This is a genomic window from Pseudomonas sp. RA_15y_Pfl1_P11 (genome assembly GCF_963970975.1).
Classification (GTDB): Bacteria; Pseudomonadota; Gammaproteobacteria; order Pseudomonadales; family Pseudomonadaceae; genus Aquipseudomonas; species Aquipseudomonas tritici.
On the sequence record NZ_CAXAOY010000006.1, the window covers coordinates 316,110 to 341,960 of the forward strand.

Genomic DNA, 25,851 nt, shown 5'->3' on the forward strand with positions numbered 1-25,851 from the left:
CTACGCCGGGCTTTCTTTGCTTTTACTTACGGCACTGTTAGCTTTATCGGGAATATTTACCTCATAGACTCACAATTATGAAAAATAAAACCAAACAGGTCGCTCTTGATGACACTGATCTCGCCATCCTCGCCCTGCTGCAGGAAGACGCCAGTATTTCCAACGCTCAACTCAGCGAGCGTTTATCCCTGAGCCTCACGCCCTGCTGGCGGCGGCGCAAACGCCTGGAAGAAGAAGGCGTGATCAAGGACTACCAGGCCAACCTCGATCGCAAGATGCTCGGGCTGGACATCATGGCCTTTGTGCATGTGCGTTTTGCCATCCACACCGACCATGCGCCTGACGCCTTCGAGGCCGTGGTGAAAGAGCTGCCGCAGGTGTTGTCGTGCCACAAGATCACGGGTGATGCGGATTACCTGTTGCAAGTGCTGGCGGAAGATCTGGACAGCTACAGCGAGTTTGTCGAGAGCGTGCTGAGGCGCCAGTTGGGGATTGCGTCGATCCAGTCGAGCCTGGCGTTGCGAGAGGTGAAAGCGACAAGCCGGGTGGCCATTCCCAAGCGCGACTGAGCGGCCCCTACCTGCCGTGCGTTTGGAGATTGACGGCTAAACGCCCCACACACTACATGTGAAAAATTCGTTAACTAATTCTCTGTGAAGGCTTTTTCCCCCAGACTCAATCTGCCAAACTTATGCGAATAATTATCAACATCTTTATTATTCGCCAGGGACGGCGTTCGGGGAGAGTCAGTTCCATGTCTGTGCAACAACACGGCGGCAAAGGTTTTTCACCCAGTTTGATGGCGTTGGCTGTCTGTCTTGCGAGCACCCAAGCGGCCTTTGCCGCAGACGCCGAAGCGCCGGCAGCCACGCTTGAGCTGGGCGCCACGCAAATCTCCGGGGAGCAGCAGCTTGGCGAAACCACCGAAGGCACGCAGTCCTACACCACCGGCGCGATGAAAACGGCGACCAAGCTGCCATTGACCATGCGTGAGACCCCGCAGGCTGTCACCGTTATCACGCGTCAACGTATGGACGACCAGGCGATGACCAGCATCAACGACGTGGTCAATGCCACTCCCGGGTTGTTCCTGAACTACTCCAGCGGGCCTGGGCGGCAGTCCTACACCTCGCGCGGGTTTGACATCGACAACCTTATGTATGACGGCATCCCCAGCGGCTATAACGGCTCAACGGTGGGCGCTCAGCCGAACCTGGCGATGTTTGATCGTGTCGAGGTTGTGCGCGGTGCCACCGGCTTGGTAACTGGCGCGGGCAACCCTTCGGCCGCGATCAACCTGGTCCGCAAGCGCCCACTGGACGAGCAGAAAGTCACCCTGACCGGCGCCGCCGGCAGTTGGGATGACTACCGCGGCGAGCTCGACGCTTCCAGCCCGCTCAATGACAGTGGCACTTGGCGCGGGCGGGTGGTGACCTCATACCGCGACGCCAACAGTTTCATCGATAAAGCCGAGGACACTCACGGCCTGTTCTATGCCGTCACCGAAGCCGACTTGAGCGAAGACACCACCCTTACCCTCGGTTTCTCAAACCAGAAGGACAAGACCAATTACTTCTGGGGCTCTTCGATGGTCAGCCAGGATGGCCATCACCTGGACCTGCCGCGCTCGTACAACCCCGGCACCGACTGGGAGAACAAGGACCAGGAGATCAACACAGTGTTCGCCGAGCTGCGTCAGCGCCTGGCCAACGACTGGAAGCTTCAGGTCAACGCCAACTACGCCGAGCAGAACGCGTTGTTTTCTGGCTCCTACCAGTCACGCTGGGTCAACAACACGCTGGCCCGCACGGTCTATCAGGCCGCCTACGATGAAAACCAGGCCGGCGTTGACGCCTTTGCCAGCGGCCCGTTTCAGGCATTTGGGCGCACCCATGAACTGGTGGTAGGCGCCAGCCGCCGCATCTACGACATGACCACCCACAATTACAGTCCGTACAACACCAACTGGCCACTCACGGCTGGCAAGCCGGACTTTGTGCACACGACCAATGACCGCACCGTCACCACCCAGGACGGTCTCTACGTCACCACACGCCTGAGCCTGGCCGACCCATTGAAGCTGATCCTCGGCGGACGTTTGGATTGGTATGACTACGATGCCCATGGCAGCGACACCGGCGACTACAAGGTGACCCGCAACCTCACCCGTTATGCAGGCCTGATCTACGACCTGGACGATCACCACTCGGTCTACGTCAGCTACAGCGACATCTTCACGCCACAGAGCGACAAAGATACTTCAGGCAACCCACTCAAGCCGATCGTCGGCAAGAACTATGAGGTGGGGATCAAGGGCGAATACCTGGGTGGCGCGCTGAATGCGAGCCTGGCGCTGTTTCGCGTCGACCAGGAAAACCGTGCAGTGGGCGTGACCGTGGCAAACTGCCCACAAGCCTCCTGCTCTGAAGCCTCCGGCGAGATTCGCAGCCAGGGTATCGACGTCGAACTGCAGGGCGCGTTGACCGAGAATTGGCAGGTCGGCGGTGGCTACACCTACGCGCGTACACACACCATCAAGGACGAAGCGAACCCGCAGAAGGTCAACAAGCAGTTCGACACTGATACGCCGGAGCATCTGTTCAAGCTGACCACCCGCTACAACTTCCAGGGCCCACTGGAAAAACTCCGCGTGGGTGGCAACATCTCTTGGCAGAGCCGCATGTACAACGACCTTAAGCTGGCTGATGGCAGCTACTACCGCCTCGAACAAGGCGCTTACGCCGTCACCGACCTGATGGCCGGCTACAAGGTCAACGATCACCTTGACCTGCAACTCAACGCCAACAACATCTTCGACCGACGCTACTACACAACCATTGCCAACTCGGTGAGCTACGGCGGTGACGCCTACGGCAACCCGCGTAACATGACGCTGACGGCCAAGTACAGCTTCTAATCATCGACGCATTTTCGGCTACCCGACTGGGTAGCCGTCTCTAAAGTTCCTCTCGATGATGCCGATATGCGTTTGGCAAAACTCAATCCAATAAAAAACAAAAACACCCCACTTGCTCCACCCTGCCCCCGTTTTGTTCCAACCAACCCATATGGAGTCAGTGTGAATGCACACCCGCGCGCGTTTTTTCGAGCACTACCGTAAAGCCGACCGCATCATGCTGGCGTTGATCTGGCTGATGTTTTTGTTCTCCCTGGGCCTGGCGTTCTGGCACGACACATTGATGCAGGCCGTGATCGTGGGCGGCGGCACCGGCGTGGTGCTCACTGCGCTTTATCGAGCCCTTGGCGGAACCCGCGTGATGCGCTGCGCATTAGGCGCGGGCCTGATGGTGATGGCTGCACTGCACATCAACCAGGCGCAGGGGATGATCGAAGCGCACTTCGGGATCTTCGCGCTGCTGGCCGTGCTGACGTTTTATCGCGACTGGCTGCCGATCCTGATCGCAGCAGCAACAATTGCCGTGCACCACGTGGTGTTCCATGCGCTGCACCATCAAGGTTTCCCGGTGTTCGTGATGGAACACCACGGTAGCTGGACCATGGTGTTCGTTCACGCCTTCTACGTGGTGATGGAAACCGTTGCCCTGCTCTACCTGGCCGTGCACAGCCAGGCCGAAGCAGTCGAGAGCCAGGAAATGCTTGAGAAAATGCTCGCGGTCACCTCCCAGCTCACCGTTGAAGCCGACAATGCTGACAAAGGCACAGTGCACGTCTCCCTGGCCAAGCGTTTCGACCACTTCCTGCAACAGATCACCCACCTGATCGACGGCGTCGCCCGCGACTCCCACGGCCTCGGCCAACTCGGCCAGGAACTGGCAGACGCCAGCGGCACTCTGGAAAAAGGCGCGCGGCATCAGTTGGCAGAAATCATCCAGATGACCGGCTCGATGCAGCGCATGGAAGTCGCCATGGGCCACATCGCCGTACACGTCGAACACGCCGTGGATCACGCGGGCAAGGCCAGCCAACAAGTCCTGCGCGGCCAGGAAAGCGTGAGTCGCGCCCAGCAGGAAATCACCCAATTGGCCTCACGCATCAACGGCACGCACGAGACCGTGCAAGGCCTGGCCACACAAGCCGAACACATCGGCACCGTACTGGAAGTCATCAGTAGCATCGCCAACCAAACCAACCTCCTCGCCCTCAACGCCGCCATCGAAGCCGCCCGCGCCGGCGAGCAAGGTCGTGGCTTCGCCGTGGTCGCCGACGAAGTCCGCAGCCTGGCGCAGCGCACGGCGGTGTCCACCCAGGAAATCAAAACCATCATCGAAGGCCTTCAACACGGCAGTCGCCAAGCCGTAGAAGCCATGCACGACAGCCGCCAAGGCGTCGAACGTTGCGTGGAAGACAGCCAGGTGGCGGTCGATATGCTGCGCGCGGTAGGCAATGACATCGCACACATCGACGACCTGAATGGGCAGATCGTGACCACCACCCGCGAACAAACCTCGGCGAACCTGGAGATCGTCGGGCGGTTGCAGTCGGTGCAAACCATTGCGCAGAGCACAGCGGATGATGTGGAGATGTTGGCGAGGAGCAGTGAACGGTTACCGCCGATTGCGGTGAGGTTGGATGCGTTGGGGAGGCGGTTTCATCAATGAGCCGTGCGAGCGCAGATGTGCGCCCACTTGGTGACAGCGATTCGACGGCAAAGCCAAAGCCTGAACTCACTATTTAAACGGCCTCCTTGCCCCTTCGCGCCAAACAGGCTACAACTCCCACCACCCAGTTGTACGACAACCTAAAAATAAATAGCCATCCACGACGATGGCGTCCATTGCTCGAGTTCCCCATGACTGCCCCTGCCCAAGCCACACCCGCCCTATTCCCCCGCCCCATCGCCGTGTTGATTCTGCTCTGCATGGGTTGCGCCTTCGCAGGCAACCACATCGCCGCTCGCGTAGCTTTTGATGACGGCGCCGGGGTGTTGCTGGCCATTGTGCTGCGCTCGGGCGGCACTTTGTTGGTACTGGCCGCGTTAGTGCTGTGGCAGCGTCAAAGCCTGCGCCTGCCGCCCGGTGCATGGCGTTGGCAAGTACTGCTGGGCCTACTTATTGCGGCGCAAAGCCTGTGCCTGTATTCCGCCGTAGCCCGCGTACCCGTAGCGGTGGCGCTGTTGGTGGGCAATGTTTTCCCTATTTTGCTGGCGCTGCTCACCTGGGCATTTGGCGGCCCAAGACCCACTGCTCGCACCGCCTTGCTGATGGGCTTGATTCTGGTGGGGCTGGTGTTTGTCCTCGACGTACCAGGCCGCCTCTCAAGCAATACAGACATCGGCCCGCACTGGCTACTCGGCATAACCCTCGCCTTCTGCGCCGCGTTTGTATTCGCCTGCGCGCTGTGGATCACCGATCACAAGTTGTCCCAGGTACGTGGTTCCGTGCGCAGCCTGCTGACGATCTTTATCGTGTTCAGCAGCGTCAACCTGGCCGGCCTGAGCGGTGCCCTTCCAGGCGGCCTGAACTTGCCGGCAACGGGTACCGGTTGGCTGGCACTCGCGACGCTGGTCGTGCTCTATGGCACCGGTTTTATCGTGCTGTTCATTTCCGTCCCCCGACTGGATATGCCGCGCAATGCGCCAGTGATGAACATCGAGCCGCTGGCGACGCTGCTGATGGGCTGGATCGTGCTCGATCAAATGCTCAGCGCCGGGCAGTTGGCCGGCGGTGTCATCGTGGTGACGGGGATTGTGCTGCTGACTTATCGCAGATCACCTCGGCCTGCGCGCGAGCCACACTCATCCAGCCCCGCCCATCGATAGCCCGTCGCCTCACCTGGCCCAATTCCTGCCTCCATAAGCCCATAGAGTCGCTACTGACTACGCGGACGACTCTTTTGGGCCCCGCGGCCCAACCGCCTCCCCCGATAATCGATCATCCCCGATCATTCCGAGGCCCTCCCCCATGACGAGCCCATCCACCGAACAGGTCAGCCCCCAAACCCTGCGAAAGGTCATCATCGCCGCCGGCATTGGTAACTTCGTCGAGTGGTTTGACTTTGCCGTCTACGGCTTCCTCGCCACCACCATCGCCCAACAATTTTTCCCCAGCGGCAACGCCAGCGCCGCGCTGCTGAAAACCTTCGCCGTATTCGCCGTTGCCTTCGCTTTCCGGCCCTTGGGCGGAATTTTCTTCGGCATGCTCGGTGATCGGATTGGCCGCAAACGCACGCTGGCCATGACAATCCTGCTGATGGCAGGCGCCACCACCTTGATCGGCCTGCTCCCTACGTACGCGGCCATCGGCGTCGCGGCGCCGATTCTTTTGTCGCTGATCCGTTGCGCCCAAGGTTTCTCAGCCGGGGGCGAATACGCCGGAGCCTGTGCCTACCTGATGGAGCACGCGCCCAGTGACAAACGCGCCTGGTACGGCAGCTTCGTACCGGTCTCGACGTTTTCCGCCTTCGCCGCCGCAGCTGTGGTGGCTTACGCCCTTGAGACGTCATTATCCGTCGAGGCGATGGGCAGTTGGGGCTGGCGCCTGCCGTTCCTGATAGCCGCACCGCTGGGCCTGGTAGGGCTTTACTTGCGCTGGAAGCTGGATGAGACGCCAGCCTTCCAGGCCGTTAAGCAAGAGCACGCAGTCGCCCACTCCCCGCTCAAGGAAACCTTGCGCAACCATGGTGCGGCGATCTGCTGCCTGGGCGCGTTTGTGTCGCTGACGGCGCTGTCGTTTTATATGTTCACCACCTACTTCGCGACGTACCTGCAAGTGGCGGGTGGACTGACTCGGGCGGCGGCTTTGCTGGTGTCGCTGATTGCGTTGATCTTCGCGGCGGCGATCTGCCCGCTGGCGGGGTTGTATTCAGATCGAGTCGGGCGCCGGGTCACGGTGATGACGGCGTGTGCCTTGCTGATCGTGGTGGTGTTTCCGTCGTTCCTGATGGCCAGTTCGGGTTCGTTTGCGGCGTCTATTGTCGGGGTGATGTTGCTGGCGGTGGGCGCAGTTTTGTGTGGCGTGGTCACGGCGGCGTTGCTGTCGGAGACTTTTCCGACGCGCACGCGGTACACCGCCTCGGCGATCACTTACAACGTGGCTTATACGATCTTCGGCGGAACCGCGCCGCTGATGGCGACATGGCTGATCAGCACTACGGGGAGCAATCTGTCACCGGCGTTTTATCTGATTGCCGTGGCGTTGCTGGCACTGGCGGGCGGGTTGGCGCTGCCGGAGACATCGAGGATTTCGTTGCATGACGTGGGGTCGGAGGAGAAGGACGCGGCGCCTTTGCTTTCGCGTTAGGTTCAAGAACAACGGCGCGGAGCTGCGAAAGCGGTGTGTCAGGCGACGAAGAGGTTGGCACTACCGCCGCCTTCGCAGCTCCGCCGGGGCTCGACGGCTCCCACCCTTGATCGGCGTCGCAGCTAAAATTTCGCTAGCCGCTACAACCGAAATCCAACCAACACGATTCGCGCTGAACACGGGTATGATCCAGCCTAAGCCCGCCCGATTGGACCCTCGCTCATGCCCGCATCCCAAACTCGCCCTTCTCCAGCACCTTTGCTGAACCCTGGCGAAACAGTCGTGTTGTTCGACGGTGTGTGCAAGCTGTGCAACGGTTGGGCCAGGTTCCTGATTCGTCATGACCACCCGCGCCATATTCGATTGGCGGCAGTGCAATCCCCCGAGGGGCAGGCGTTGCTGGCCTGGGCGGGATTGCCACTGGATCAGTTCGACACCCTGGCGGTGATTCGCGACCACCACTATTGGGTGCGTTCGGACGCGGTGTTCGAAATCATCGCGCAACTGCCTGCCGTGTGGCGTCCAATTCTGCTGTTGCGCGGCATCCCGCGGGGGCTTCGGGATTGGGCTTACGATCGCATCGCACGCAATCGCTATCGGCTCTTCGGCAAGTACAACACCTGCCTGTTACCGGATCCCGATCATGAGCAGCGTTTTTTGAAGAGACCGTTATGAACGCCCTGGTGCGCATCAACTGGATCGCCCGAGGCGGCCTGGCGTTTATGTTCGCCTATCATGGGCTGGTGCCGAAGCTGTTGTGGCTGAGCGACGGCGAGCGGACGATGTTTCAGGCGCACGGGATCGAGCAGGTGCAGTTATTCGCAACGCTGGCGGGGGTTGGCGAGATTGCGCTGGCGTTATGGATCGTGCTTTCACCACGCAATCCCTGGCCGATCGCGGTGGCGGCGACGGCACTGATTGGGTTGCTGGTGGATGTGGCGGTGGTCAGCCCCGCGCTGCTAAGGGAGGCGTTTAACCCTATGTCACTTAACGTGGCCGGGCTGGCGCTGTGTGCAGTGGCTTGGAATATCCGTCTGAAAAACGCACAGCCAGGCTCAGGTTCGCCGGATCGTTGATGGCCGCCATGTATTCGTCGACGCTTATCTCACCGACGCACGGCCGCGCGCCGGGTTCGGGTACATAGCCCTGGGCGAGTTTGATAGCCAGCGCAACGGCGGCGCAGCTGGGAATTTCCGGGCCTTTGTCGTTCAAGGCTGTCAGTTGCACCGCCAGTGACAACGGTTGACCCTCGGCACCCAGGCCCCGCACATCGATGTACATTGCACTTTTGCCATCACCCAAACGTTCGAACCAGGTACCCAGCCGATGCAGCCGTGCGGCCCAGGTGGCAGGGTCACGCACAATCCCCAGCCGCCGTGCCTGGGCCAGCAAGTAGTTGGCGACGCCTCCCAGTTTGAGTCCCGCGCCCGCCTTGAAGCTCAAGGTATGGGCACCATAGCGGCTGGCGAAAATATCCATGTCGGGCACGTCCACATTAGCCAGCACCCGTGTGCCTAGCTGTGGCAGCCTGCGCAGCGTCAGGTCTTGCCAGCCCAACACTTCATGCACCTGGCCGTTCCTGAGCTGCTTGATCGGCTTGCCCGCATAGGCGAGCACACCTTCGACTGTCGACAAGCCCGGCATCTTGGCCGAAGAGGAAATGCCATGCTCGATCGAGTCGATGCGCGTGAAGCGATACCGGTACTGATCGATGATCGCCGACGAGAGCGTCGGCACTGAACTGCAACCCGTGAGAATGGCGACGCCCGCCTGCTTGGCCTGTGCATCCAGCACGTCCACGCCATTGACGAACGTGCGGCAGTCAGACAGGTCACAGTAGTTCACGCCCGCCTCGATGCAACTCAGGGCGACGGCATAGGACTGCCCCTGAAACGGGCCACCGGTATGGACCACCAACCCGATGTTCTGAGACTGCAGGACGCCAGCGAAACCGGCCCCCATGGCATCGCCGCACCAGCCTTCGCACACATTGCCCGACTGTGCGTTCAACTCATCAAGTTTGCGTTGCAACTTATGGGGATCACGCCCCGAGAGCACCAGTTCAATGCCCGGCGCTACGGCCAAATGCCGGCATACAATGCTGCCGAAGTTACCGTAGCCACCGATCACCATCACCCTGAGTGCCATTCCATTCTTCCCTGAACAATTAATCGTGCGCGGCTGAGGCGGCTAAAGATACTCGATTTCTTGAGCGCCCCACTACGAACCTTTATGCAGACGGTTGAGCACTTCTTCAAACGCCTCTCTCCATGCCGGCGTCGCGCCGTTATTCCTGAGTACCTCCAACCCAGCCGCAGTAAAAGTCCCTGGCGTAGCAATGGCGCCACCCAACGCTTGCAGGCTGGCCTGCGGCGTGTGCCGGGCGCTGGCCAGGCAGTCTTGCATGTTGCCCATCACAAGCTGCGCAGCCTGCTCTTTCGACAAGCCCTTATCGGTAAACCATTGCTGCAGATCGCTCAGGAAGAAGTAGAACCAACCATTCATGCAAGCCGCAACGGTGGCCAGTTCGAACGCAGCTTCGTCGTCGAGCACTATCAACGAACCCAGCGTACCCAGCAGCGTTTCATGAGGCTCACCGCCTGGCGTGACCACCACCGTGGACTGATTGATCTGGGCCGCATAGGAGAGCATTGCGCGCACGGAATACGTCTGTGGGAAGCAGCGTTGTAACTCGCTGCGCTTCAAACCGGCCACCAACGACACCAGCGTTTGCTGGGGTTTGAGCTGTATTTCATTGGACAGCTGCTCGACCACCTCCGGGCGCACACCAAGGAATAAGAGGTCCGCCTCATCAACGACCTGTTGATTGTCGGCCATCACCTCACACGCGCACTGACGGCTGAGTTGCTGTGCACGTTCGTGATTGCGCGGAGAAAGCAGCACTCGCCCGTTAAACCCGCCACGGCGCAGCCCGATCACAACCTTCTCCGTCAGCTCACCCACACCCAGGATTCCAAGCTTCAGCACTGTGTTTTCTCCCTTATTTCAAGCCGATAATGGCGCAGGTTCGAAGCATCATAGGCAGATTTGGCGAACCCGGTTTCGCCCAGTGTAAAAGCTCAAGCGACACTCATGAAGGTGTGCGAGTACGTTACACTCGCTGGCTTAAACAGCAGCCATGGAGGCAAGCATGAGTGTTCGCGGTCAAGATCGGCAAATCGACAACATCGAGTTCAATGTGGGCGACATTGCCCGCAGCAAAGCGTTCTACGCCAGCGCGTTTGGCTGGACATTCGTCGACTACGGCCCTACCTACACTGAATTCAGCGATGGCCGCCTTACCGGTGGCTTCACCACCGGCGAACCGGTTCGACCGGGTGGTCCTTTAATCATTTTGTACACCGACGACCTCGATGCCGCGCAGCAGCGGCTCAAGGCCCTGGGCGCTGTAATTACCCGCGCGACATTTTCGTTCCCCGGTGGAAGCCGGTTCCATTTCACCGATCCTGATGGTTATGAACTGGCTGTCTGGAGTGTTCAACCTCACCGCTGAATAAGCCTAATGAAATGGAAGTCACCTGATGTTCGAACGTAGCAAACTGGTTCCAGAGTTAATGGTCACTGACCTGGAAAGCAGCCTGGCCTTTTGCAGGCTGGATTTCCACTCTTTCGAGCATGCAAAGACACCTGGTATCGGGCGAACAACGTAGAAGTCGGCCAGCGCGAATTCATCGTCCAGGATCCCGATGGCTATCTTGTAAGGTTGGTCGAACGTTTGGGTGAACGGCCGGCGGGTTCAGCTTGAAGCAGGCACAGGCGAGCGTCCGCTCAGCCGCACATGCCAGGTGGGCGAATAAGCACCCTTCATAGTAGGGTGGCGGCCACCAACCATCATCGGCATGCCCGCCAGCAAGGCGAACAAAGCCATCAACCAATCGCCCAAGGTGTTTGACGAGCATGTCATCCCGGCAGGTAAACCCTTCATTGCCGGGTTCGCCATGGGCGGCTCGCAAATGTCCTGCTTTCCCGCACCCTTCACGCTCATCCCCGAGCCCGGCAAGGACGATGAAATGGAACTTCAAATGTTGAAAATCAGCACGTTCAAGGCAGGTTGCGTGATTGCCCTGCGCCAACTCTCGGCGCAGGGCGATACCACCGTTGAAACGCCGCTGAGACCGCAGGTGTGTGCCCAGATGCCGTCGGGATGGTACACCGTCAGCCCAGCACCTTTGCCCTGAAATACCAGAGCAGGACGGCATAGTCGGCCTGCTTATCGGGTAGCTCCCTGAGCTCGAAACCAGCGTGTATTCATGGAGGAAAAAATGCGGATTTACATCACAGGTGCTTCGTGTGCGGGCGTGACGACTTTGGGTCAGAACCTCGCCACGCGGCTTGATGTAAGGCAGGTCGATGTCGATGATTATTACTGGCTGCCCACAGACCCTCCCTTCACGACCAAGCGGCCTCCCGCTGATCGCGTGTCATTGATGCAGCAAGCACTCGGTAAAGACGATTGGGTGTTGAGCGGTTCATGCATGGGCTGGGGAGATGCGCTCATCGCTGATGCGGAGCTGATTGTCTTCGTTGTCACACCTACACCCGTTCGCCTTGAACGGCTGGCCGCACGTGAGAAGGAGCACTTTGGCGGTCGGATAGCGCCAGGTGGTGACATGTATCAGATACATGAGGCTTTTCGGGAATGGGCTTCGCAGTATGATGATCCGAACTTTTCAGGACGCAACCGAGCGTGGCACGAGGCGTGGTTATCCCGGCAGGCGGTCTCGGTGTTACGGGTTGACGGGATGAGCAGTGCAGAACAGATGGCGGAGGATGTCGTGCAGGCGGTGTCGCGCATATCGCGATAGCTTGACGCTCTGAATCCGTTAACCCACATTGCCCCATCCACCGTTGGGACTTTTCAAGCAAGCTTTCTATGAGAGCTGATTCTATTGAATAGAAACTGGAGCACTCGGGATGCAATTTCAGCCTGCAACTACGGATATCCCTTTAGTTACTCTTGTTGGAACTGAACCCGGTGATTTCGAAACACTTGTCGCTATTCGGATTGAAGCCATGCGTGAAAGCCTTGAGCGCATTGGTCGCTTCGATCCTGTGCGGGCACGCGAACGTTTTCGCGAAGGTTTTTCTTCCGAGTCCACTCGCTGCATTGAAGTTTCCGGCGAGCGAGTAGGTTTCGTCGTCATCAAGCCGCTTATCGACGGATTATTGCTTGATCATCTGTACATCAAGCCGAGCGCACAAGGCGCGGGCATAGGTTCCGTTGTCCTCAGTCAAATCTGTGTGGAAGCGGATGCCGCAGGAATGGCATTGCGGGTAGGGGCTCTCAGAGAAAGCGAGTCAAATCGTTTTTACACGCGTCATGGCTTCCAGTTTGTCGAAAGTACCGAATTCGACAACTACTATGTTCGTCACCCTGGCCAAGGCAACTCGGCGGCCGAGATCTGAGCCAGACCCACCTGACCTGATGGATGGCATCGGCCAACGTTTGCGTGCCGAGGTGTCAACTACAGAAGAGACACCGGCACGCCATAGCTGAGTTGATCCGCGCGCGTTGGTTTCATCGCAGACTCAACGCGCGCATTGTCCAACAGCCCCCTGCCCCCTTATCCTCACACCTCCCCGCCCACGCGATCCCGGAGCCGCCATGGACCTCGCCACTCTCGCCCTTTCCCTGCCCGCCTGCTTCGCCTTGAACATGGCGCCCGGCCCGAACAACTTACTGTCTGTGAGCAACGCCACGCGCTACGGCTACCGCACTTCGTGCCTGGCGGGTATCGGTCGGCTGCTGGCCTTTGCTGGGATGATCGCCCTCGCCTCGGCGGGTTTGGCGGTGGTGCTGCAAACGTCGGAGTTGTTGTTTTATGGGATCAAGTTTTTGGGCGCGGCGTATCTGTTTTATCTGGCGTATCAGTTGTGGCGGGCGAATCCCGAGGCAGAGGCTGAGTCGACTACGGCTAGTGTGGGATTGTGAGCGTTGGCGCGTCAGGAGTTTTTAGTGGCGGCGGGCAACCCTGATGATGGGCAATATTAAATCCAATACCGAATGGGTAATCACTTGGCGCGATTTTCAATATACAGCGGGACGGTTTTGGTGGGTTACTCATCACTCGAGGAGGGGGACGCCCCCATGGGGGTTGTTTTCGGCCGATTCGAGCCAACCGATGACTACTCGTTAATCCAAAACGAATGCCGGGCGAACCATCGTGATCAGACGTCTCTAGCTCTTTCGGTTCAAACCGAAACAGGCCAACTCATTCAGTGTGCAGGCGTTGGTATCCTGGATTACTCAGAAGAGCTTCTACCTGACTTAATTGAGATTAACGTGCTTGGCATTCCCCAGCCTCTTTATCGGGAGTTTTTTCCTGAACAAGTCGCCAGGTATTCACAACATTTTAGCTGACCCGTTATTCCTCGGTGCCCGCTCAGACGATATCAAGTAAGGCCGATGAAAGTGAACAGCAATCGAGAGATGCCTGACCATGGACGTTAAAGACCTCGAAGAAAGCAATATCCTGTCAGTCTCATTGGACCAGGCTCACCATATTTTTGAAGTGATCGTCAGCCTGCATGGCGATAGCCGCTACAAGCTGACTGCCTGGAACGACTACGGCACCAAACTGACAGTCAGAATTGGCGCACTCAACCTGCACCACTGCACGGAACTCGGAGAGCTGGAAGGCATAAGTTTTGTAAACGACGTGCTGAGTCTGGAGGGTGATTTCGGGGATATGGAGATCGAGGCTAAGAACGTAGCAGTGAAAAAGCTGAAGTAGGTTCTCACTCCGGAATGAGCTGTGGATCCGGGATTAACGCTCGCGTGAATCGAACGCGGCCTTACCGAACATGGGGGTATCAAGCTGGGCTCCAGCAAGCCCTATGATGGGCAATATAAAACTTTCTGACCGACCTCTATCGGCCAGAAGCAGTCATCCCGTGATCACTCTACAACCTCTACGCGCAGTATCAGCCAAAAGAGCATCAACGCAGTGAGGAACAATACGGTGTGAGCGGTTTATAAAATGCTCTATTGCACAAGCGCGCGGATGGGGATGGATAAGCTGGCATATTTGAGGGTGTGCTGCTGAAAGCCGACGCGATTTTTGCAGAGAAACTCCCTGAAGAGCGGTTTAGATGCCTATTGAGCTGACCGTCGGGTCGTTGTTCGCCGCAATCCGACTTCTGGGCACTTTGCGTGAGACCAGCGTGATGGTTCAGCCTCCAGATGATTCTGCATCGCACAAAAGCTCCAGCAAGTCATTCGCCAGGGCCGCCGCTTCTTGTCGATAGTCGGTATTCCAGCGGCTCGACCAGTTAATAGGCTTTCCCTCATCCTCCCAATGCGCCAACGCAAGCCCGTTGAGTATTTCAAGCTCGAACCAAATACGCTGCCAGGCGACGGCGTCCTGGACTGACGCTGTGTCTTTCCACTGGAATTCTGTTTGCGCGACAAATGCCGCCCATGCGAACACATCTTCTGAGGCTCGCTCGCCGAGCGTTCGGAAGTATTTCGCGCTAGCCAATTAACGATTCCTTGTAGTCGTGCACCTGTCTAGTAAATGTCCATCCCCGGATACAGAGCTTCAGGTGGATGATAATCGGGGTCCTCAAACCTACTGTTCTGGTAATAGGTTTGGGCCGTCGGTCCATCACCGTTGTAGGTCACCTGCGGATTCGGCGTGAGATGCCAACCGTTTCCTTCTGTGTCGCGCTCAATCAGCGATGCGTACACCCTACAGCTGCCTGATGAGCCGGATGTCAGCCTGAACTGGTAATAGAGTCCGGCTTGGGGAGTAAACTTCGTCGAGATGTGGCAGGAGCGAGTGCGTGACCCCTCCCAGAAAAGATCCACCTGCGTTTCGATACCGGGTCGGATCCGCGTTTCGTAATAGTCCCATGTGAGGTCTTGCCCTGCCTTGGGCATGCCCACGTCTTGTGTATGGGTGAACGGCAGGAGGCCGGTGCGAACAGCGCCGCCCGAACGTTTACCGTTTTCGTATTGGTAAACTTCGGCATGTTGCGTGTAGTCGACGATACGTACCCAGGCAGGATTGGGCTCGTTTTCGGGCGCGGTGAAGTAGTTGGTGTGGGGCAAATACTGGCAACCTGCGAACAACGGCAGCGTCAGGAAACAGAGGGTACGGCGAATAGACATAAAACAGTCCTTTACGGGATTGTTGTACAGACCACAGAACTGCAGGTGAATTTCAAGGCTGGCTCCACTCTGAAGCAAAGTCAGCCGCCATCTGTGTGTTTCGGTGGGGGCGATGGCAAGGTGTCGGCCTCAAAAGAGGTGATTAACAGCATCAGGGCCACCAGTGCACAGGCGAGCCCGGAAACCATCATTGCCACATGAAACCCGTGCTCCATCGCGGGAACAAAAAGTGTAGAAACAATCAGCGAGTCACTTGATGCCACACCATGAGCAATCACATACCGCGCAATCTCAGGCGCTTTGGCTACCCCTTGATCACGCAGCGCGGCAGCTAGCACTCGTGACGCCTCGCTGCTCATGAGCGTGCCCAAAAAGGCGACGCCGATTGTCATGCCCATCTGACGCAACGCGTTCATCGTGGTAGAGGCCACCCCCATACGATCAATCGGTGCGGCGGTCATAACCGCCATGCTGGTGGCAGGTACTGCGAGACCGGCTCCGAGCCCCAGAAGCCCGAACAGGGTGCCCACAATCCAATAAGGGGTATGTGCTGTGAAGGTCACCATGGTAGACATCGCCAGCGCCGTCACGCCATAACCGGCCACCAGAAGTCTTCGCGATGTCATCACTGCGCTCAAGCGCCCGTACAAAATCGACACGCAGCCGGTGACCAGAAACTGCGGCATCATTCGCCAACCCGTTTCAACCACTGACAAGCCTTGAATCGTCTGTAAATAGATCGAGAAGAAGAACAGGCAGCTGTAGTACGAAAAACCCAGGGTAAAAGAGGCCAGGTTGACCACGGCAAACGAACGCCTGCGAAACAGCGAAAGTGGCAATAACGGTCGATCTACACACCGCTCTACAAACATAAACAAAATAAACACCACCAGGGCAACTGCCAGCGCCGCTATGGGTATCAAAGAGTTCAAGCCCGGCTGGCCGATACTGATGAGCCCATAAGTCAGGCTGGCAAGACACACGACGCTGAGCACTTGCCCTGCCGGATCCAGCGCTGTGCGCGCTTGCTGTTTGTGCTCCCTGATCCCCCAGATGCCCAGGCCTATGGCAATCATCCCAAGAGGCAGGTTGATAACAAAAATACTCTGCCAACCTATGCCATGGAGCAACAAGCCACCCAGCAATGGCCCCAGGATAAGCGCCAATGCGCTGAACGCCGACCAGCCACCAATGACGTGAGCACGCTCTTCAGCGTCTGGAAATGCATGGCTGAGAATTGGCAGGGCACCCGGGATCAGAAGCGCACCGGCGACTCCCTGCACCGCCCTCCCGAACAGCAGTAAATCCAGGTTGGATGCCATAGCGCAAACTGCTGAGCCGACAGTAAACACCCCTACACCTGCCAGCCAGGCCCGCTTATGCCCATAACGATCGGCGATTGGCCCCGAAGACAGCATGAAGGCTGACAAACAGATCGTGTATGCATTGACGACCCATTGAAGACCGGAAATATCCGTTTGCAACGCGTCTTGCAGTGTCGGTAGTGCCACGTTCACGACGCTGATATCCAGCGTAGCGAGAAACGTGCCGAGGTAGGCTGCACATAGCGCCGCTATGCGGGGAAAGCGGCGGGTGACCGGGTTATCTGAGGCGGAGCGATCAATGTTCATGCCTCATGATATTTGCCGACTGACCGTCGGTCAATGGATCATTCAACTTTTTCCCACCTCGATTGGTTCCCTCCTTTACACTGATTTCCTTTGACGAATTGTTTGAAACGAGACGATGAAAACCAAAGCCCCCGTAAAAGCTCCGGCGACAGAACGTGCTCCCAAGCCCCGGACCAAACCCGCCGAAGTACGTCTGGATGAACTGATGGCGGCAGCCGAGAAGCTTTTTCTAGCTCAGGGGGTCGAGGCCACCACGATCAACGAGATCGTTGAGTCAGCTCAAGTGGCCAAGGGCACGTTTTATCACTACTTTTCTTCCAAGAACGAAATGCTTGACGCTCTGGCCGTGCGCTATACCGAGCGCTTCATGCTCAGCCTGGACAATGCAATGGCGCGCTGCGCTGCCGATGACTGGGAAGAGCGTCTTCGCGCCTGGATTCACGCCAACATCGAAACCTACGTCAAGACATATCGTATCCACGATATCGTCTACGTGAACCACCACCATCATGATCGTGCCAACGGCTCGAAGAACGCTATTCTCGAGCAATTGCTTGCGATTATTGAAGGGGGCAAGCTGGCCGGCAATTGGGCGCCAGAACATCCGAACGTTGTGGCATTGCTCATTTATGCGGGCGTCCATGGCGCGACTGATAACATCATCGCCGCTAATACCGAGGACTTCGCCCCGTTTGCCCATGCCGTTGCTGATGCTTGCCTGCTGATGTTACCCAACGGCGTCAAACAAGCCTGATCGGAGGCGGTGCTTCGGCCAGAAGCAGACGCTCGCCAGTATATTTTGGTGCCTTATCGTTCTACTTGGCGTTGCCTCAGGATATCGGTGGCTGAAGGGAGCTACCATGTGCCTCGTAACCGACCGGGGCACATGAAATGCTCAGGCTTGCCTGGCTGGAAAGGCGCTGACCTGGCGCTATGCATACGTCCCCCCGACATCTCACGCCTGTAGGCGCGAGCTTGCTCGCGAAAACCCATCAGCCCTCCAACTCGCCAGCCCGATAAATCGCAGTGTGATTGTGAGCCACCCACGCCCTCGACGGTTTGGTTTGTTAGGATCTTTACAGGTAGGTCGACTGACTTAAGTGGACGGTTACGCTGACATTTTCGCATGATCGGAAAAGCGTACGACAACGGTATACCAAGGAAGCTGCTTATGCGCAGACGTCACCTAGGAGCCATCCGCCACATCCAAATCAGTGATCCATTGCCATTGCCGCCTGTGCCGCAAAAAACACGACTGCATCGCTTCTTGCGGCAGGGCGAGTTTGCCGAAATCAGGCCTTGTGTCACTCATGCGAAATTGGCCCTCACTTGACCACTCGTTTGCATCGCATTTGACCAGCCATTTTCAACGGAGTGACCAGCACGAGTCGTGGTCATTGACGGCCACGAATTGCCATCAGCCCTAGATTACAACCGCATTGCCGATGGCCGCGATTGGACGCATACCACGACACGCGTTGCAGGGAATCATCCAGATCGCTCAATTTATCAGCTGTGACATCCTCGCCGGCCGAAAGCAGAAAGTGTAGTATCAGCGACCGATCAATCCGCTGATCTCTGATACCCAATATGCATGCAGCCAACAGAACATCGAACCGCTATGACGGTAAACACGTTGTAATTGTGCATGGTTATACTGCCTCGCCCAATGTGAACTGGTTTCCTTGGTTGGCGGAGGTGCTACGGGAGCAAGGCGCGCAAGTTAGCATTCCAGCTATGCCTGATTCGTTCAATCCTGATCCAATAAAATGGGCATTGGCGTTGCAGCAATCACTGCCAGCAGCTGACACAAACACGATCCTCATAGGGCATAGTCTTGGATGCATCGCTGCTCTACGGCACTTGTTGTCCTTACCCGCACACACCCTAACTGGCGGAGTCTTGCTGGTCTCCGGCTTCGATAGAACGGTGTCTACGTTGCCAGAGCTACACGCCTTCACAGATGCACCGCTGGACCACGCGGAAGTTTGCCGTCGTACACAGAAAATCATCTCGCTGTTTTCCGACAACGATTCAATTGTTGAGCCGGCAGCATCTATCGAACTGTCCCGCAACCTCAAAGCCGAGCAAGAAGTCGTTAGTGGTGGGGGACATTTTCTCGACCGCGAGGGATTTGTACAGTTTCCAGAAATATGTACAGTTATTGCGAGGCTTCTTGGGCACGAGACACAGATTTAGCCGCTGGCGTATCCACGGGACACGCACTCGTTACTGCTATGTCTCGGCGAAGTTCACGCTCCAAGCCGGACGCTATTACCAATTCATGCTGACATCCGGTTCGGGCGGGACATGTACGTTGTATCCGTCGCTGATCGAACGCGACAAAGATGGGACCGGATGGCATCTGACTCCCAATTCTGAGGTGACGTACGAAGGCGAGGGGCCTACTGCCAAAATGCATTACAACAATAGTCGTTTTGAAGATCCCGATTACCACCCACCTGCGGATCTTTATCCTGGCATCGATGTTAACTGAAGGGCGTGTGATTCACGCCTAGCCGATGGCTGCCACTTACGGATCAATGTCAGGGGATATTTTATGGGTGCCAGGACGTACTGGCTCAGCGAGAGCGAACAAGCGTCGGAGAATCTCTTTGCATGGTCGGCTTTTGTCGCGCAAACCATCGCGCAAATTCTGCACTGAACCATCCACGAAAGGTTCGAACGAATCCAAGCCCAAGCCGTTCTGGTCTCGGCGTGTAAAAGACGCAATGGCAGTTTCGGATCGGACGCTGCCTAGGGCATTAGGCAACCTTGACAGCTTTAAGTGCAACGTCGAGCTGCGATCTGGCATTCGACTCATAGCGGCAGGCGAGCAGTCAAATTACCGAACTCTACAATGTCCGAAACGGATTCCTTATGAGGCCTTGAGGGCTGCAACGTCTTGCGAGCGATCATCGGAAGGGGCTCCTCTTGATCAGTTGCGGTTCTCACTCGTCTTTTAACGCCGAGTCAGGAACAGGCCCGGTAGCTGCTCTAGCTACCATGTAATCCGATCAATTTCCTCTTGGTTCATCGCACGCCAATCAGTCTGGTGGATACCGTAATCAGCTTGAGCGTACTCAAGTGCCTCCTCCAGCGAAAGCATCAGATGGTCCCCTTCAATCTGCTGGCTGGTGTAATCAATGAAGCGAATCTCCATATAAACCGGTGGTTCGTCCTCACCCTCAACCTCGAGACCAAACAGCACGATAGCCGTAACACTGGGGCGATACTCACAAATGCACCGCACCTTGGCAAAGAGGTACAAGGGGGGCTTTTTCATATAGGGACTCCTTCACTGCTCAAGTGGTGCATGGGGTACAAGCGACAGCACAGGGTCGGTTGCAGCCTATCTCTACCGGCAGCTGACGACCCACAGGTGTCAGCAACCAGAGTCAGAGCGGAGGCCGGGGCTCGCGTCGTATAGCCATCGCGTTCCTGGCTACCACACCAAGATGGGAAATATATCGTGCCGCGTACTCACGACATAAGACTCCAATCCATTTTTCTCAGGATGGATTTGCAAGATCATTTGCGTACTGAAGGTGATGGTGAAAACCCCAAAACTATCAATTGAAAAAGCTTCTACATCGTGGTTTAGAAAGTCGAAAAGTAAAGGGCTTGTGGCAGCATCTTCACCATGCCCCCACTTGCATACCCTATTGATATCACAAGCGAATGGGCACTGAATTAACACGCTAGCCATATCGCCAAAAAGCAGGATCTGCGAACCGATCCCGACAGTTACACCTGTTAGCGCGGAAGGAATCATTTCGGCCAAATCTGAATCATTTATCATCGTGCCGTGCTCTTTTCATACAGGTGGTTGTTGAAGAAGCATAGGCCTGAATCGGCTCTCATTTAGTAGGCAGATCATATAACCATTTGTTAGCGCGGCCACCCAGGCTGACCGTCCGACGTTAGCGGAAGCGGCTTGGGTGACGTCAGCTTTTGGCCGGTTCGCGACGGTCTGACTTCGACCGTCGCTATACATGGTCAAACCTCAGTCTGTTCCGCCATTTCCAGGGCGTCATCGACCTCAATCCCCAGGTATCGCACAGTGCTCTCCAGTTTTGTATGTCCGAGCAGCAACTGAACCGCCCGCAGGTTCTTCGTCCTGCGATAGATCAGTGATGCTTTCGTACGTCTCATTGTGTGTGTGCCATACATCGCAGGATCAAGGCCTACGGCTTTAACCCAGCCTTTGACGATACGAGCGTATTGACGAGTAGATAGATGGTCTGAAGTATGCAGCCGGCTAGGAAAAAGGCAGTCCTCGCTGTGTAGCTGGGCCCGGTGTATCCAGGCCGCGAGAGCAGACCGTGTTTGCTCAGTGATCTCAAACTGCACAGGCCGCTGCGTTTTCTGCTGCATCACCATGGCTCGTGATGATACGTGCTCGCCATGAGCGACATCGCGCACGCGGAGCTTGGTTAAGTCGCAGGCTCGAAGCTTGCTGTCGATGGCCAGATCGAAGAGAGCCAGATCTCGGGTTCTTTCCGCAATTTGAAGCCTTACTCGGATGGCCCAGATATCGCTCAGTCGGAGTGGGGTTTTCTGCCCGACCAGTTTTCCTTTGTTCCAGGGCTGACGGCTGCAGGTAGCGATGATGTTCACGACAAGTCCTCCACGTGGTGAAGGACAAGGATGACTAATCAGAGCAACGGTCGCTAACCGGCCAGAAGCCGACATATGAAGAGCATCAGTGTGAGCTGCCAGACTTGGCGCTCCAGCGCGGCGGGCAATGTCATGGGCCACGGTTTACAGTGAGGCGTCTCGGGGCCGGAGACGCCATGCGGTGTCCAGATTGCCACAGTCTTTCAGAGGCGGTACAGACTGCCGAAGTCAGCGCCATCCATCGGCGTGCTGTCCATGCAGCCCGTCATCGGCAAACCCTGTGACCATCCTGTCGCCAAGGCCTGCACGTCACGCAAGGGATCGGACGCCTTGGCGCGTTCATTGCGAATGCGGCAGGTTTCAGGATCAGTGGCAAACAGACCTCGAGCGAAGACTCGACCCTGCTCGGCCAGCTTGGCGGTCTTCGGCCCGCGGATCTCCGCGAAGCGCTGCAAGGCTTCATCAAGGCCGTTCGTTCCTTCCAGGCATCTAGCAAGGTGCCAAGCGTCTTCCAACGCCTGACAAGCGCCCTGGCCCGATGTCGGCAACGGCGCGTGCGCCGCATCTCCCACAAGCAGCACATTAGCCCGGCTCCACGCATGCAGCGGCTCCAAGTCGTGCACGGCAATCATTCGGATGGCGTGCGTCGGCGTTGCCTGGATGATACGGGCGATAGGCTCCGGCCATCCCGCGAACAGATCCTCGATCTCCTTGCGCATATCGGCTGCGGGCGTCGGCCCTGACAATGGCCGCGCCTGCGCCGCTGCCCAGTAGACCAACTCCGGCCGGACCGGCACGCAACCGAAGCGATTGCCCGAACCCCAATAGTCCTGAATCGCTATATCGCTCACCAACGCACTTTCCCCCTGCGCCACACCTATCCAGTTCACAAATCCCTGATAAACCGGCGTGTTATCCCCCGCAACGAACTCGCGTGCCACCGACCCCATACGGCCATCGGCGCCGATAAGCAGATCTGGACGGATACTCACCCCGTTCTGGAAGCGCGCCACCGCTTTGCCATTAGCCTCCAGATCTATCCCCACCGCCCGATGCCCGAACTCCACCGGGATTCCGCTCTGTGCCGCATGCTTCAGCAGCACGGCCTGCAAGTCCCTCCGCAAAATGGTATGAGTCGGATATCCCATTGTCTCGTCCAGCAGCGCGATATCTATGCCCCCCAACGAATTGCCCGCAGCGTCCTGGCGGCGCACTACCACTGGCCGGCCACCCGCTGCCGCGATGTCTTGGAGGAGGTCCAGTTCCTCCAGCACAAAGCCAGCGTTGGGCCAAAGCGTCACGCCAGCCCCCATGGTCGCTGGCCCCGCCCGGCGCTCATATACCCGGGGACTGTGTCCCCGCTTGCGCAAGGCAAGCGCCATGCTCAACCCCGCAATTCCGCCGCCAAGTATTCCGATTTCCACGCTGGATCTCCTATTCAATCCGCCCCAATGCGCCATCGGCGACAACCCATCGGACGAGACAGCATCTTAGATTCCGTCAATGGGGAGAACTATTATGTAAAAATGGGCGACTTTAATACCTTAATCGGGATAATCATGCGCAATGCCCTCGACCTGAACACCGTCCGTGTATACGTGGCGGTCGTCGATGCACAAAGCTTTGCCGGCGCGGCGCGCCTGCTGTCCCTGCCATCTTCTAACGTCAGCCGCCACGTCGCCTCGCTGGAACGCAGATTGGGCGTTCGCTTGCTGGAGCGAAGTACTCGCCACCTGCGCATGACTGAAGCCGGCAGACTTCTCTACGAACGTGCAAAACCTTTGCTCGACTCCTTGCTCTCCACTGAGGAAGAACTTGGCGCGGTGCAGCGTGAACTGCGGGGGCCCTTGAGGATGTGCATGCCAGGCGAAGCGCCAAGGCTACTGGCCCCTATCCTGGCCGAATTCTGTAGCCTCCATCCCGGCGTCGAATTGGAGTGCGACACACGCCTGACCGGTTTAGAAGCGCTCCGGGAAGACGTGGACCTCTCCATCGTCTTCCATCGTGGGCGCCAGGATGACAGCACCATCATCACCCGCGAACTCGCTACGCTACCCAGCATTGTGGTCGCGGCTCCCGCTCTGTTAGCCAAAACGGGAACTCCGCGACAAGTGCGCGAACTAGAGTCCTTGCCGTGCATTACTACACTGAGCGCATTGAAGGGCCAGCCCTGGCTGTTTCTCGACGGCACAGGCGAAATCGTGAAGGTGTCTGTGCGTAGTCGCTATCGTGTCAACAGCGGAGAGCTTGCGTTGGCGGGCGCGCGGCAAGGCATCGGTTTCGCGATAGTGGCAGCCTATCCATGCCAGGAAGATCTTGCCGCGGGCCGATTGCGGGAAGTGTCGCTGGACCTTCGCGCTGCGCCGCTGCAATTGCTTGGCGCGTACAGCCACCGCCATTCCGTGACCGCGCGGGTTCGGGCGTTGCTGGAATTTATACAGCTGCGGTTGGAACGAGTTGGGAGCGGCTCAAGATGAAAGTCGTAATGAGGGCAGCGTCCGAACGGCCGAGGTCCTACCCCGGGTCGTTTTCTGCCTTTCCTGTATGACTGCAATTGGCCGGTTTCTGCCTATGCTGGCGGCGGGAGGGATACCGTCGCTATGCGACCCATAGCTGCCATCACTGACCTCATCGCCTAAGGGAACTGCTTACCTGCCTTTAGTAAAAATCATAATAAAGCGCCCACTTCCCCGTTTCGACATGCTTCCAGAACATCAGGCTGCCGCTGTCGATTACGTTCAGGTTGATCTTCGCATCCGACGAAATCTGGAACACAAATTTGAAGCCTTCACCGGGATCAACCCCTGATTGGCAAAACGAGGGGTAGCCGCCGATTTTATGTTCGTAGGTGTGGGTGATAAGGTCGTAATAGCTTTGTATCGCGCCCTTGCTTTCCAGCTTCAATATCTCTTGCTCAAGGTCCGCCGGGACACCACCGCCATCCCACAGCGGAAAGTCCTCCGCCACCAACTCTGCGTTTAGTGGGAAGGGTTTGAGGAACGACCCTTCCACGGGCAATGCCTTGCGTACCAACACGTCCTCTGGCCCATATTCACGGATGACCCAGTTTTGTCCCATCGGCTCAAAATGCTCGGGAAACGGGTTTGAAATAAACACCGTCAGTACACTGATTCTTGTCAGTAACGGGCTGGTAAAGGGCAGGCTGGGCAGATAGAACTGTGCATAGGGAAGCATCGGTTGCCCGGCTTGATTGGTCGGTACATCTTCATCAGGACGAAACAGAAAGATGCGACCTAGCCAGCTTTCTTCGTCAGTACCGGCAGGGCGGAAGCCACCGGCGCTGAACTTTACAGCGGGACGGGCCAAGAGCTGCTTTATTTGCTGAATTTCCATGGCGGTATATAGCTCCTTTGCGACTCAGGCGTTCTGTACCGGGCCTCACAGAGGGCTTCGGCCAAGAGCAGGCTTCAGCTATCTACCAGGCGATATAGCGCTTGAGCGTGGGATGTCGCTAGCCCTGTACGCTGCAAATTTCGGCGACTTTGCGAGCTGGGAAGCGCGGTTGCGGCGATCACAAGACTGCCGTGTTTTTTTGCTTGCTCTATCCGATGAGATATCAGGGCTCCATGGTAGCCTTGGCCTCGTGCATTTTTTCGGGTGGCAGCCGTCCCTAGGTATGCAACTCCATTGCAGGCCAGGTACATCAACGCTCCTGACACGACCTTTCCATCAACTTTAAGGACGTAGATTTTCAGACGATCATTTGACATCAGTCCTGCGAACGAAGCCTGGCTCAACTGAAGATGCTCTGGCTTGGTATGAAATCCACTCGCATGCACGGCTGCGAACTCAGGAAGCGTTTGTGAGGTGGCTTCTTCGATTTCGAATGAGTGGTGATTCAAGACCACATTTTCGATAGTGGACGCGAGTTGCAGATGCGTCCGCCCCCTCAGACGCTCCAGCCGCTTCTCACCCACAAAAGCGTACTGTTCCAAAGTCGAGGCCTTTCCGATAAGAGGCGTTACTGTCGAATACGCTGCTGATTCCTTGAGCAAGCTCAATAGTGACTTGGGTCTGTCGGTACTATCGCCGTAGATGCGATTGAGCATCGGGCTAGGTGATGCCTTCACCTGAAAGCATGGAAAAGCTTCGTTGAAAGGTCGCGGTAGGGACGGCAATTACCTGCCGCCCCCCGCACAGATCCGTACGTGCGGAACTACCGCATACGGCTCCTGCCTCGGGTATGTGACGCGAAGCGATCCTCAGGGTAAGGATGTGCATTTCT

Annotated in this window: 25 protein-coding genes and 3 pseudogenes; 17 read left to right on the forward strand and 11 right to left on the reverse strand. The window is 57.3% G+C overall.

The window, feature by feature from the left end; all coding sequences use genetic code 11:
* Positions 1-77 precede the first annotated feature (77 nt).
* From AACY44_RS10600 to AACY44_RS10630, 7 genes are all read left to right on the forward strand, one after another.
* Positions 78-569, forward strand: a complete 492-nt coding sequence (locus AACY44_RS10600) for an Lrp/AsnC family transcriptional regulator (protein WP_049713114.1) — start codon at positions 78-80, stop codon at positions 567-569.
* A 185-nt stretch (positions 570-754) separates the two neighbouring features.
* Positions 755-2,917 carry a TonB-dependent siderophore receptor gene (locus tag AACY44_RS10605; protein WP_339530237.1) on the forward strand — a complete coding sequence of 721 codons (2,163 nt, stop codon included), beginning with the start codon at positions 755-757 and terminating at the stop codon, positions 2,915-2,917.
* Between the two features lie 166 nt (positions 2,918-3,083).
* Entirely contained in the window at positions 3,084-4,580 is a 1,497-nt protein-coding gene (locus AACY44_RS10610) for a methyl-accepting chemotaxis protein (RefSeq protein WP_339439124.1), read from the forward strand.
* A gap of 191 nt (positions 4,581-4,771) precedes the next feature.
* Positions 4,772-5,740 carry a DMT family transporter gene (locus AACY44_RS10615; protein WP_339436412.1) on the forward strand — a complete coding sequence of 323 codons (969 nt, stop codon included), beginning with the start codon at positions 4,772-4,774 and terminating at the stop codon, positions 5,738-5,740.
* Positions 5,741-5,882: 142 nt separating this feature from the next.
* Complete coding sequence (locus AACY44_RS10620) at positions 5,883-7,220, forward strand: MFS transporter (protein ID WP_339416035.1); 1,338 nt, start codon at positions 5,883-5,885, stop codon at positions 7,218-7,220.
* Between the two features lie 222 nt (positions 7,221-7,442).
* The gene (locus tag AACY44_RS10625) at positions 7,443-7,895 is read left to right on the forward strand and encodes a thiol-disulfide oxidoreductase DCC family protein (protein WP_339456072.1); all 453 of its coding nucleotides are present in this window, start codon (positions 7,443-7,445) and stop codon (positions 7,893-7,895) included.
* Positions 7,892-8,296 carry a DoxX-like family protein gene (locus AACY44_RS10630; RefSeq protein ID WP_339416031.1) on the forward strand — a complete coding sequence of 135 codons (405 nt, stop codon included), beginning with the start codon at positions 7,892-7,894 and terminating at the stop codon, positions 8,294-8,296. Before AACY44_RS10625 ends, AACY44_RS10630 begins: the two co-directional genes overlap by 4 nt.
* On the opposite strand, the gene AACY44_RS10635 is transcribed toward AACY44_RS10630, so the two are convergent.
* Together AACY44_RS10635 and AACY44_RS10640 are read right to left on the reverse strand one after the other, a co-directional pair.
* Positions 8,208-9,368 carry a saccharopine dehydrogenase family protein gene (locus AACY44_RS10635; RefSeq protein WP_339439119.1) on the reverse strand — a complete coding sequence of 387 codons (1,161 nt, stop codon included), beginning with the start codon at positions 9,366-9,368 and terminating at the stop codon, positions 8,208-8,210. The genes AACY44_RS10630 and AACY44_RS10635 overlap by 89 nt on opposite strands.
* Positions 9,369-9,440: 72 nt before the next feature.
* A complete protein-coding gene (locus AACY44_RS10640) occupies positions 9,441-10,208 on the reverse strand; it encodes an NAD(P)-binding domain-containing protein (protein WP_339427556.1) in 768 nt (255 codons plus the stop codon).
* A gap of 163 nt (positions 10,209-10,371) precedes the next feature.
* Here AACY44_RS10640 and AACY44_RS10645 point away from each other — a divergent pair, with 163 nt between their 5' ends.
* From AACY44_RS10645 to AACY44_RS10675, 7 genes and pseudogenes are all read left to right on the forward strand, one after another.
* The gene (locus tag AACY44_RS10645) at positions 10,372-10,734 is read left to right on the forward strand and encodes a VOC family protein (protein WP_339416027.1); all 363 of its coding nucleotides are present in this window, start codon (positions 10,372-10,374) and stop codon (positions 10,732-10,734) included.
* Positions 10,735-10,830: 96 nt separating this feature from the next.
* Positions 10,831-10,986 (forward strand): annotated as a pseudogene (locus tag AACY44_RS10650) (VOC family protein); the annotation flags it as partial.
* A 94-nt stretch (positions 10,987-11,080) separates the two neighbouring features.
* Entirely contained in the window at positions 11,081-11,419 is a 339-nt protein-coding gene (locus AACY44_RS10655; protein ID WP_339427557.1) for a hypothetical protein, read from the forward strand.
* A gap of 84 nt (positions 11,420-11,503) precedes the next feature.
* On the forward strand, positions 11,504-12,046 hold the full coding sequence (locus AACY44_RS10660) for an ATP-binding protein (RefSeq protein ID WP_339416025.1): 543 nt from the start codon (positions 11,504-11,506) through the stop codon (positions 12,044-12,046).
* A 109-nt stretch (positions 12,047-12,155) separates the two neighbouring features.
* Complete coding sequence (locus tag AACY44_RS10665) at positions 12,156-12,647, forward strand: GNAT family N-acetyltransferase (protein ID WP_339439115.1); 492 nt, start codon at positions 12,156-12,158, stop codon at positions 12,645-12,647.
* A gap of 199 nt (positions 12,648-12,846) precedes the next feature.
* Positions 12,847-13,170, forward strand: a pseudogene (locus AACY44_RS10670) (LysE family translocator); the annotation flags it as partial.
* A 511-nt stretch (positions 13,171-13,681) separates the two neighbouring features.
* Complete coding sequence (locus AACY44_RS10675; RefSeq protein ID WP_339436554.1) at positions 13,682-13,975, forward strand: hypothetical protein; 294 nt, start codon at positions 13,682-13,684, stop codon at positions 13,973-13,975.
* Positions 13,976-14,413: 438 nt separating this feature from the next.
* Here AACY44_RS10675 and AACY44_RS10680 read toward each other — a convergent pair whose 3' ends face one another.
* The 3 genes from AACY44_RS10680 to AACY44_RS10690 form a co-directional block, all read right to left on the reverse strand.
* Positions 14,414-14,722, reverse strand: a complete 309-nt coding sequence (locus AACY44_RS10680) for a hypothetical protein (protein WP_015885952.1) — start codon at positions 14,720-14,722, stop codon at positions 14,414-14,416.
* A 29-nt stretch (positions 14,723-14,751) separates the two neighbouring features.
* The gene (locus tag AACY44_RS10685) at positions 14,752-15,354 is read right to left on the reverse strand and encodes a hypothetical protein (protein WP_003192635.1); all 603 of its coding nucleotides are present in this window, start codon (positions 15,352-15,354) and stop codon (positions 14,752-14,754) included.
* A gap of 80 nt (positions 15,355-15,434) precedes the next feature.
* Complete coding sequence (locus AACY44_RS10690; protein WP_015885950.1) at positions 15,435-16,985, reverse strand: MFS transporter; 1,551 nt, start codon at positions 16,983-16,985, stop codon at positions 15,435-15,437.
* A gap of 115 nt (positions 16,986-17,100) precedes the next feature.
* On the opposite strand from AACY44_RS10690, the gene AACY44_RS10695 reads away from it, so the two are divergent.
* Together AACY44_RS10695 and AACY44_RS10700 are read left to right on the forward strand one after the other, a co-directional pair.
* Positions 17,101-17,739: a TetR/AcrR family transcriptional regulator gene (locus tag AACY44_RS10695; RefSeq protein ID WP_003192639.1), complete on the forward strand. Its 639-nt coding sequence runs from the start codon at positions 17,101-17,103 to the stop codon at positions 17,737-17,739.
* Between the two features lie 836 nt (positions 17,740-18,575).
* Positions 18,576-19,184 carry an RBBP9/YdeN family alpha/beta hydrolase gene (locus tag AACY44_RS10700; RefSeq protein ID WP_003192641.1) on the forward strand — a complete coding sequence of 203 codons (609 nt, stop codon included), beginning with the start codon at positions 18,576-18,578 and terminating at the stop codon, positions 19,182-19,184.
* A gap of 802 nt (positions 19,185-19,986) precedes the next feature.
* On the opposite strand, the gene AACY44_RS10710 is transcribed toward AACY44_RS10700, so the two are convergent.
* The 4 genes from AACY44_RS10710 to AACY44_RS10725 all read right to left on the reverse strand — a co-directional run bounded on the left by AACY44_RS10710 (position 19,987) and on the right by AACY44_RS10725 (position 23,029).
* The gene (locus tag AACY44_RS10710) at positions 19,987-20,271 is read right to left on the reverse strand and encodes a hypothetical protein (RefSeq protein WP_032900782.1); all 285 of its coding nucleotides are present in this window, start codon (positions 20,269-20,271) and stop codon (positions 19,987-19,989) included.
* A gap of 159 nt (positions 20,272-20,430) precedes the next feature.
* The gene (locus AACY44_RS10715) at positions 20,431-20,787 is read right to left on the reverse strand and encodes a hypothetical protein (protein WP_003192646.1); all 357 of its coding nucleotides are present in this window, start codon (positions 20,785-20,787) and stop codon (positions 20,431-20,433) included.
* Positions 20,788-20,984: 197 nt separating this feature from the next.
* Positions 20,985-21,605: a tyrosine-type recombinase/integrase gene (locus tag AACY44_RS10720; RefSeq protein WP_065935688.1), complete on the reverse strand. Its 621-nt coding sequence runs from the start codon at positions 21,603-21,605 to the stop codon at positions 20,985-20,987.
* Between the two features lie 203 nt (positions 21,606-21,808).
* Positions 21,809-23,029, reverse strand: a complete 1,221-nt coding sequence (locus AACY44_RS10725; protein WP_137203668.1) for an FAD-dependent monooxygenase — start codon at positions 23,027-23,029, stop codon at positions 21,809-21,811.
* A 102-nt stretch (positions 23,030-23,131) separates the two neighbouring features.
* On the opposite strand from AACY44_RS10725, the gene AACY44_RS10730 reads away from it, so the two are divergent.
* Positions 23,132-24,082 (forward strand): LysR family transcriptional regulator, encoded by a 951-nt coding sequence (locus AACY44_RS10730; protein ID WP_235991933.1) that lies wholly within the window; start codon positions 23,132-23,134, stop codon positions 24,080-24,082.
* Positions 24,083-24,263: 181 nt separating this feature from the next.
* Here the strand turns inward: AACY44_RS10730 and AACY44_RS10735 are convergent, their stop codons facing one another.
* Both AACY44_RS10735 and AACY44_RS10740 read right to left on the reverse strand, forming a co-directional pair.
* Complete coding sequence (locus AACY44_RS10735; RefSeq protein ID WP_339428424.1) at positions 24,264-24,959, reverse strand: DUF1963 domain-containing protein; 696 nt, start codon at positions 24,957-24,959, stop codon at positions 24,264-24,266.
* Positions 24,960-25,033: 74 nt separating this feature from the next.
* Positions 25,034-25,723, reverse strand: a pseudogene (locus tag AACY44_RS10740) (GNAT family N-acetyltransferase); the annotation flags it as partial.
* Positions 25,724-25,851: the final 128 nt, after the last annotated feature.

Bases quoted from the DNA above. Each gene is read 5' to 3' on its own strand.
- AACY44_RS10600 (WP_049713114.1), top strand. From the start codon at position 78: ATGAAAAATAAAACCAAACAGGTCGCTCTTGATGACACTGATCTCGCC.
- AACY44_RS10605 (WP_339530237.1), top strand. From the start codon at position 755: ATGTCTGTGCAACAACACGGCGGCAAAGGTTTTTCACCCAGTTTGATG.
- AACY44_RS10610 (WP_339439124.1), top strand. From the start codon at position 3,084: ATGCACACCCGCGCGCGTTTTTTCGAGCACTACCGTAAAGCCGACCGC.
- AACY44_RS10615 (WP_339436412.1), top strand. From the start codon at position 4,772: ATGACTGCCCCTGCCCAAGCCACACCCGCCCTATTCCCCCGCCCCATC.
- AACY44_RS10620 (WP_339416035.1), top strand. From the start codon at position 5,883: ATGACGAGCCCATCCACCGAACAGGTCAGCCCCCAAACCCTGCGAAAG.
- AACY44_RS10625 (WP_339456072.1), top strand. From the start codon at position 7,443: ATGCCCGCATCCCAAACTCGCCCTTCTCCAGCACCTTTGCTGAACCCT.
- AACY44_RS10630 (WP_339416031.1), top strand. From the start codon at position 7,892: ATGAACGCCCTGGTGCGCATCAACTGGATCGCCCGAGGCGGCCTGGCG.
- AACY44_RS10635 (WP_339439119.1), bottom strand. From the start codon at position 9,368: ATGGCACTCAGGGTGATGGTGATCGGTGGCTACGGTAACTTCGGCAGC.
- AACY44_RS10645 (WP_339416027.1), top strand. From the start codon at position 10,372: ATGAGTGTTCGCGGTCAAGATCGGCAAATCGACAACATCGAGTTCAAT.
- AACY44_RS10655 (WP_339427557.1), top strand. From the start codon at position 11,081: ATGCCCGCCAGCAAGGCGAACAAAGCCATCAACCAATCGCCCAAGGTG.
- AACY44_RS10660 (WP_339416025.1), top strand. From the start codon at position 11,504: ATGCGGATTTACATCACAGGTGCTTCGTGTGCGGGCGTGACGACTTTG.
- AACY44_RS10665 (WP_339439115.1), top strand. From the start codon at position 12,156: ATGCAATTTCAGCCTGCAACTACGGATATCCCTTTAGTTACTCTTGTT.
- AACY44_RS10675 (WP_339436554.1), top strand. From the start codon at position 13,682: ATGGACGTTAAAGACCTCGAAGAAAGCAATATCCTGTCAGTCTCATTG.
- AACY44_RS10685 (WP_003192635.1), bottom strand. From the start codon at position 15,354: ATGTCTATTCGCCGTACCCTCTGTTTCCTGACGCTGCCGTTGTTCGCA.
- AACY44_RS10690 (WP_015885950.1), bottom strand. From the start codon at position 16,985: ATGAACATTGATCGCTCCGCCTCAGATAACCCGGTCACCCGCCGCTTT.
- AACY44_RS10695 (WP_003192639.1), top strand. From the start codon at position 17,101: ATGAAAACCAAAGCCCCCGTAAAAGCTCCGGCGACAGAACGTGCTCCC.
- AACY44_RS10700 (WP_003192641.1), top strand. From the start codon at position 18,576: ATGCATGCAGCCAACAGAACATCGAACCGCTATGACGGTAAACACGTT.
- AACY44_RS10710 (WP_032900782.1), bottom strand. From the start codon at position 20,271: ATGAAAAAGCCCCCCTTGTACCTCTTTGCCAAGGTGCGGTGCATTTGT.
- AACY44_RS10715 (WP_003192646.1), bottom strand. From the start codon at position 20,787: ATGATAAATGATTCAGATTTGGCCGAAATGATTCCTTCCGCGCTAACA.
- AACY44_RS10730 (WP_235991933.1), top strand. From the start codon at position 23,132: ATGGGCGACTTTAATACCTTAATCGGGATAATCATGCGCAATGCCCTC.
- AACY44_RS10735 (WP_339428424.1), bottom strand. From the start codon at position 24,959: ATGGAAATTCAGCAAATAAAGCAGCTCTTGGCCCGTCCCGCTGTAAAG.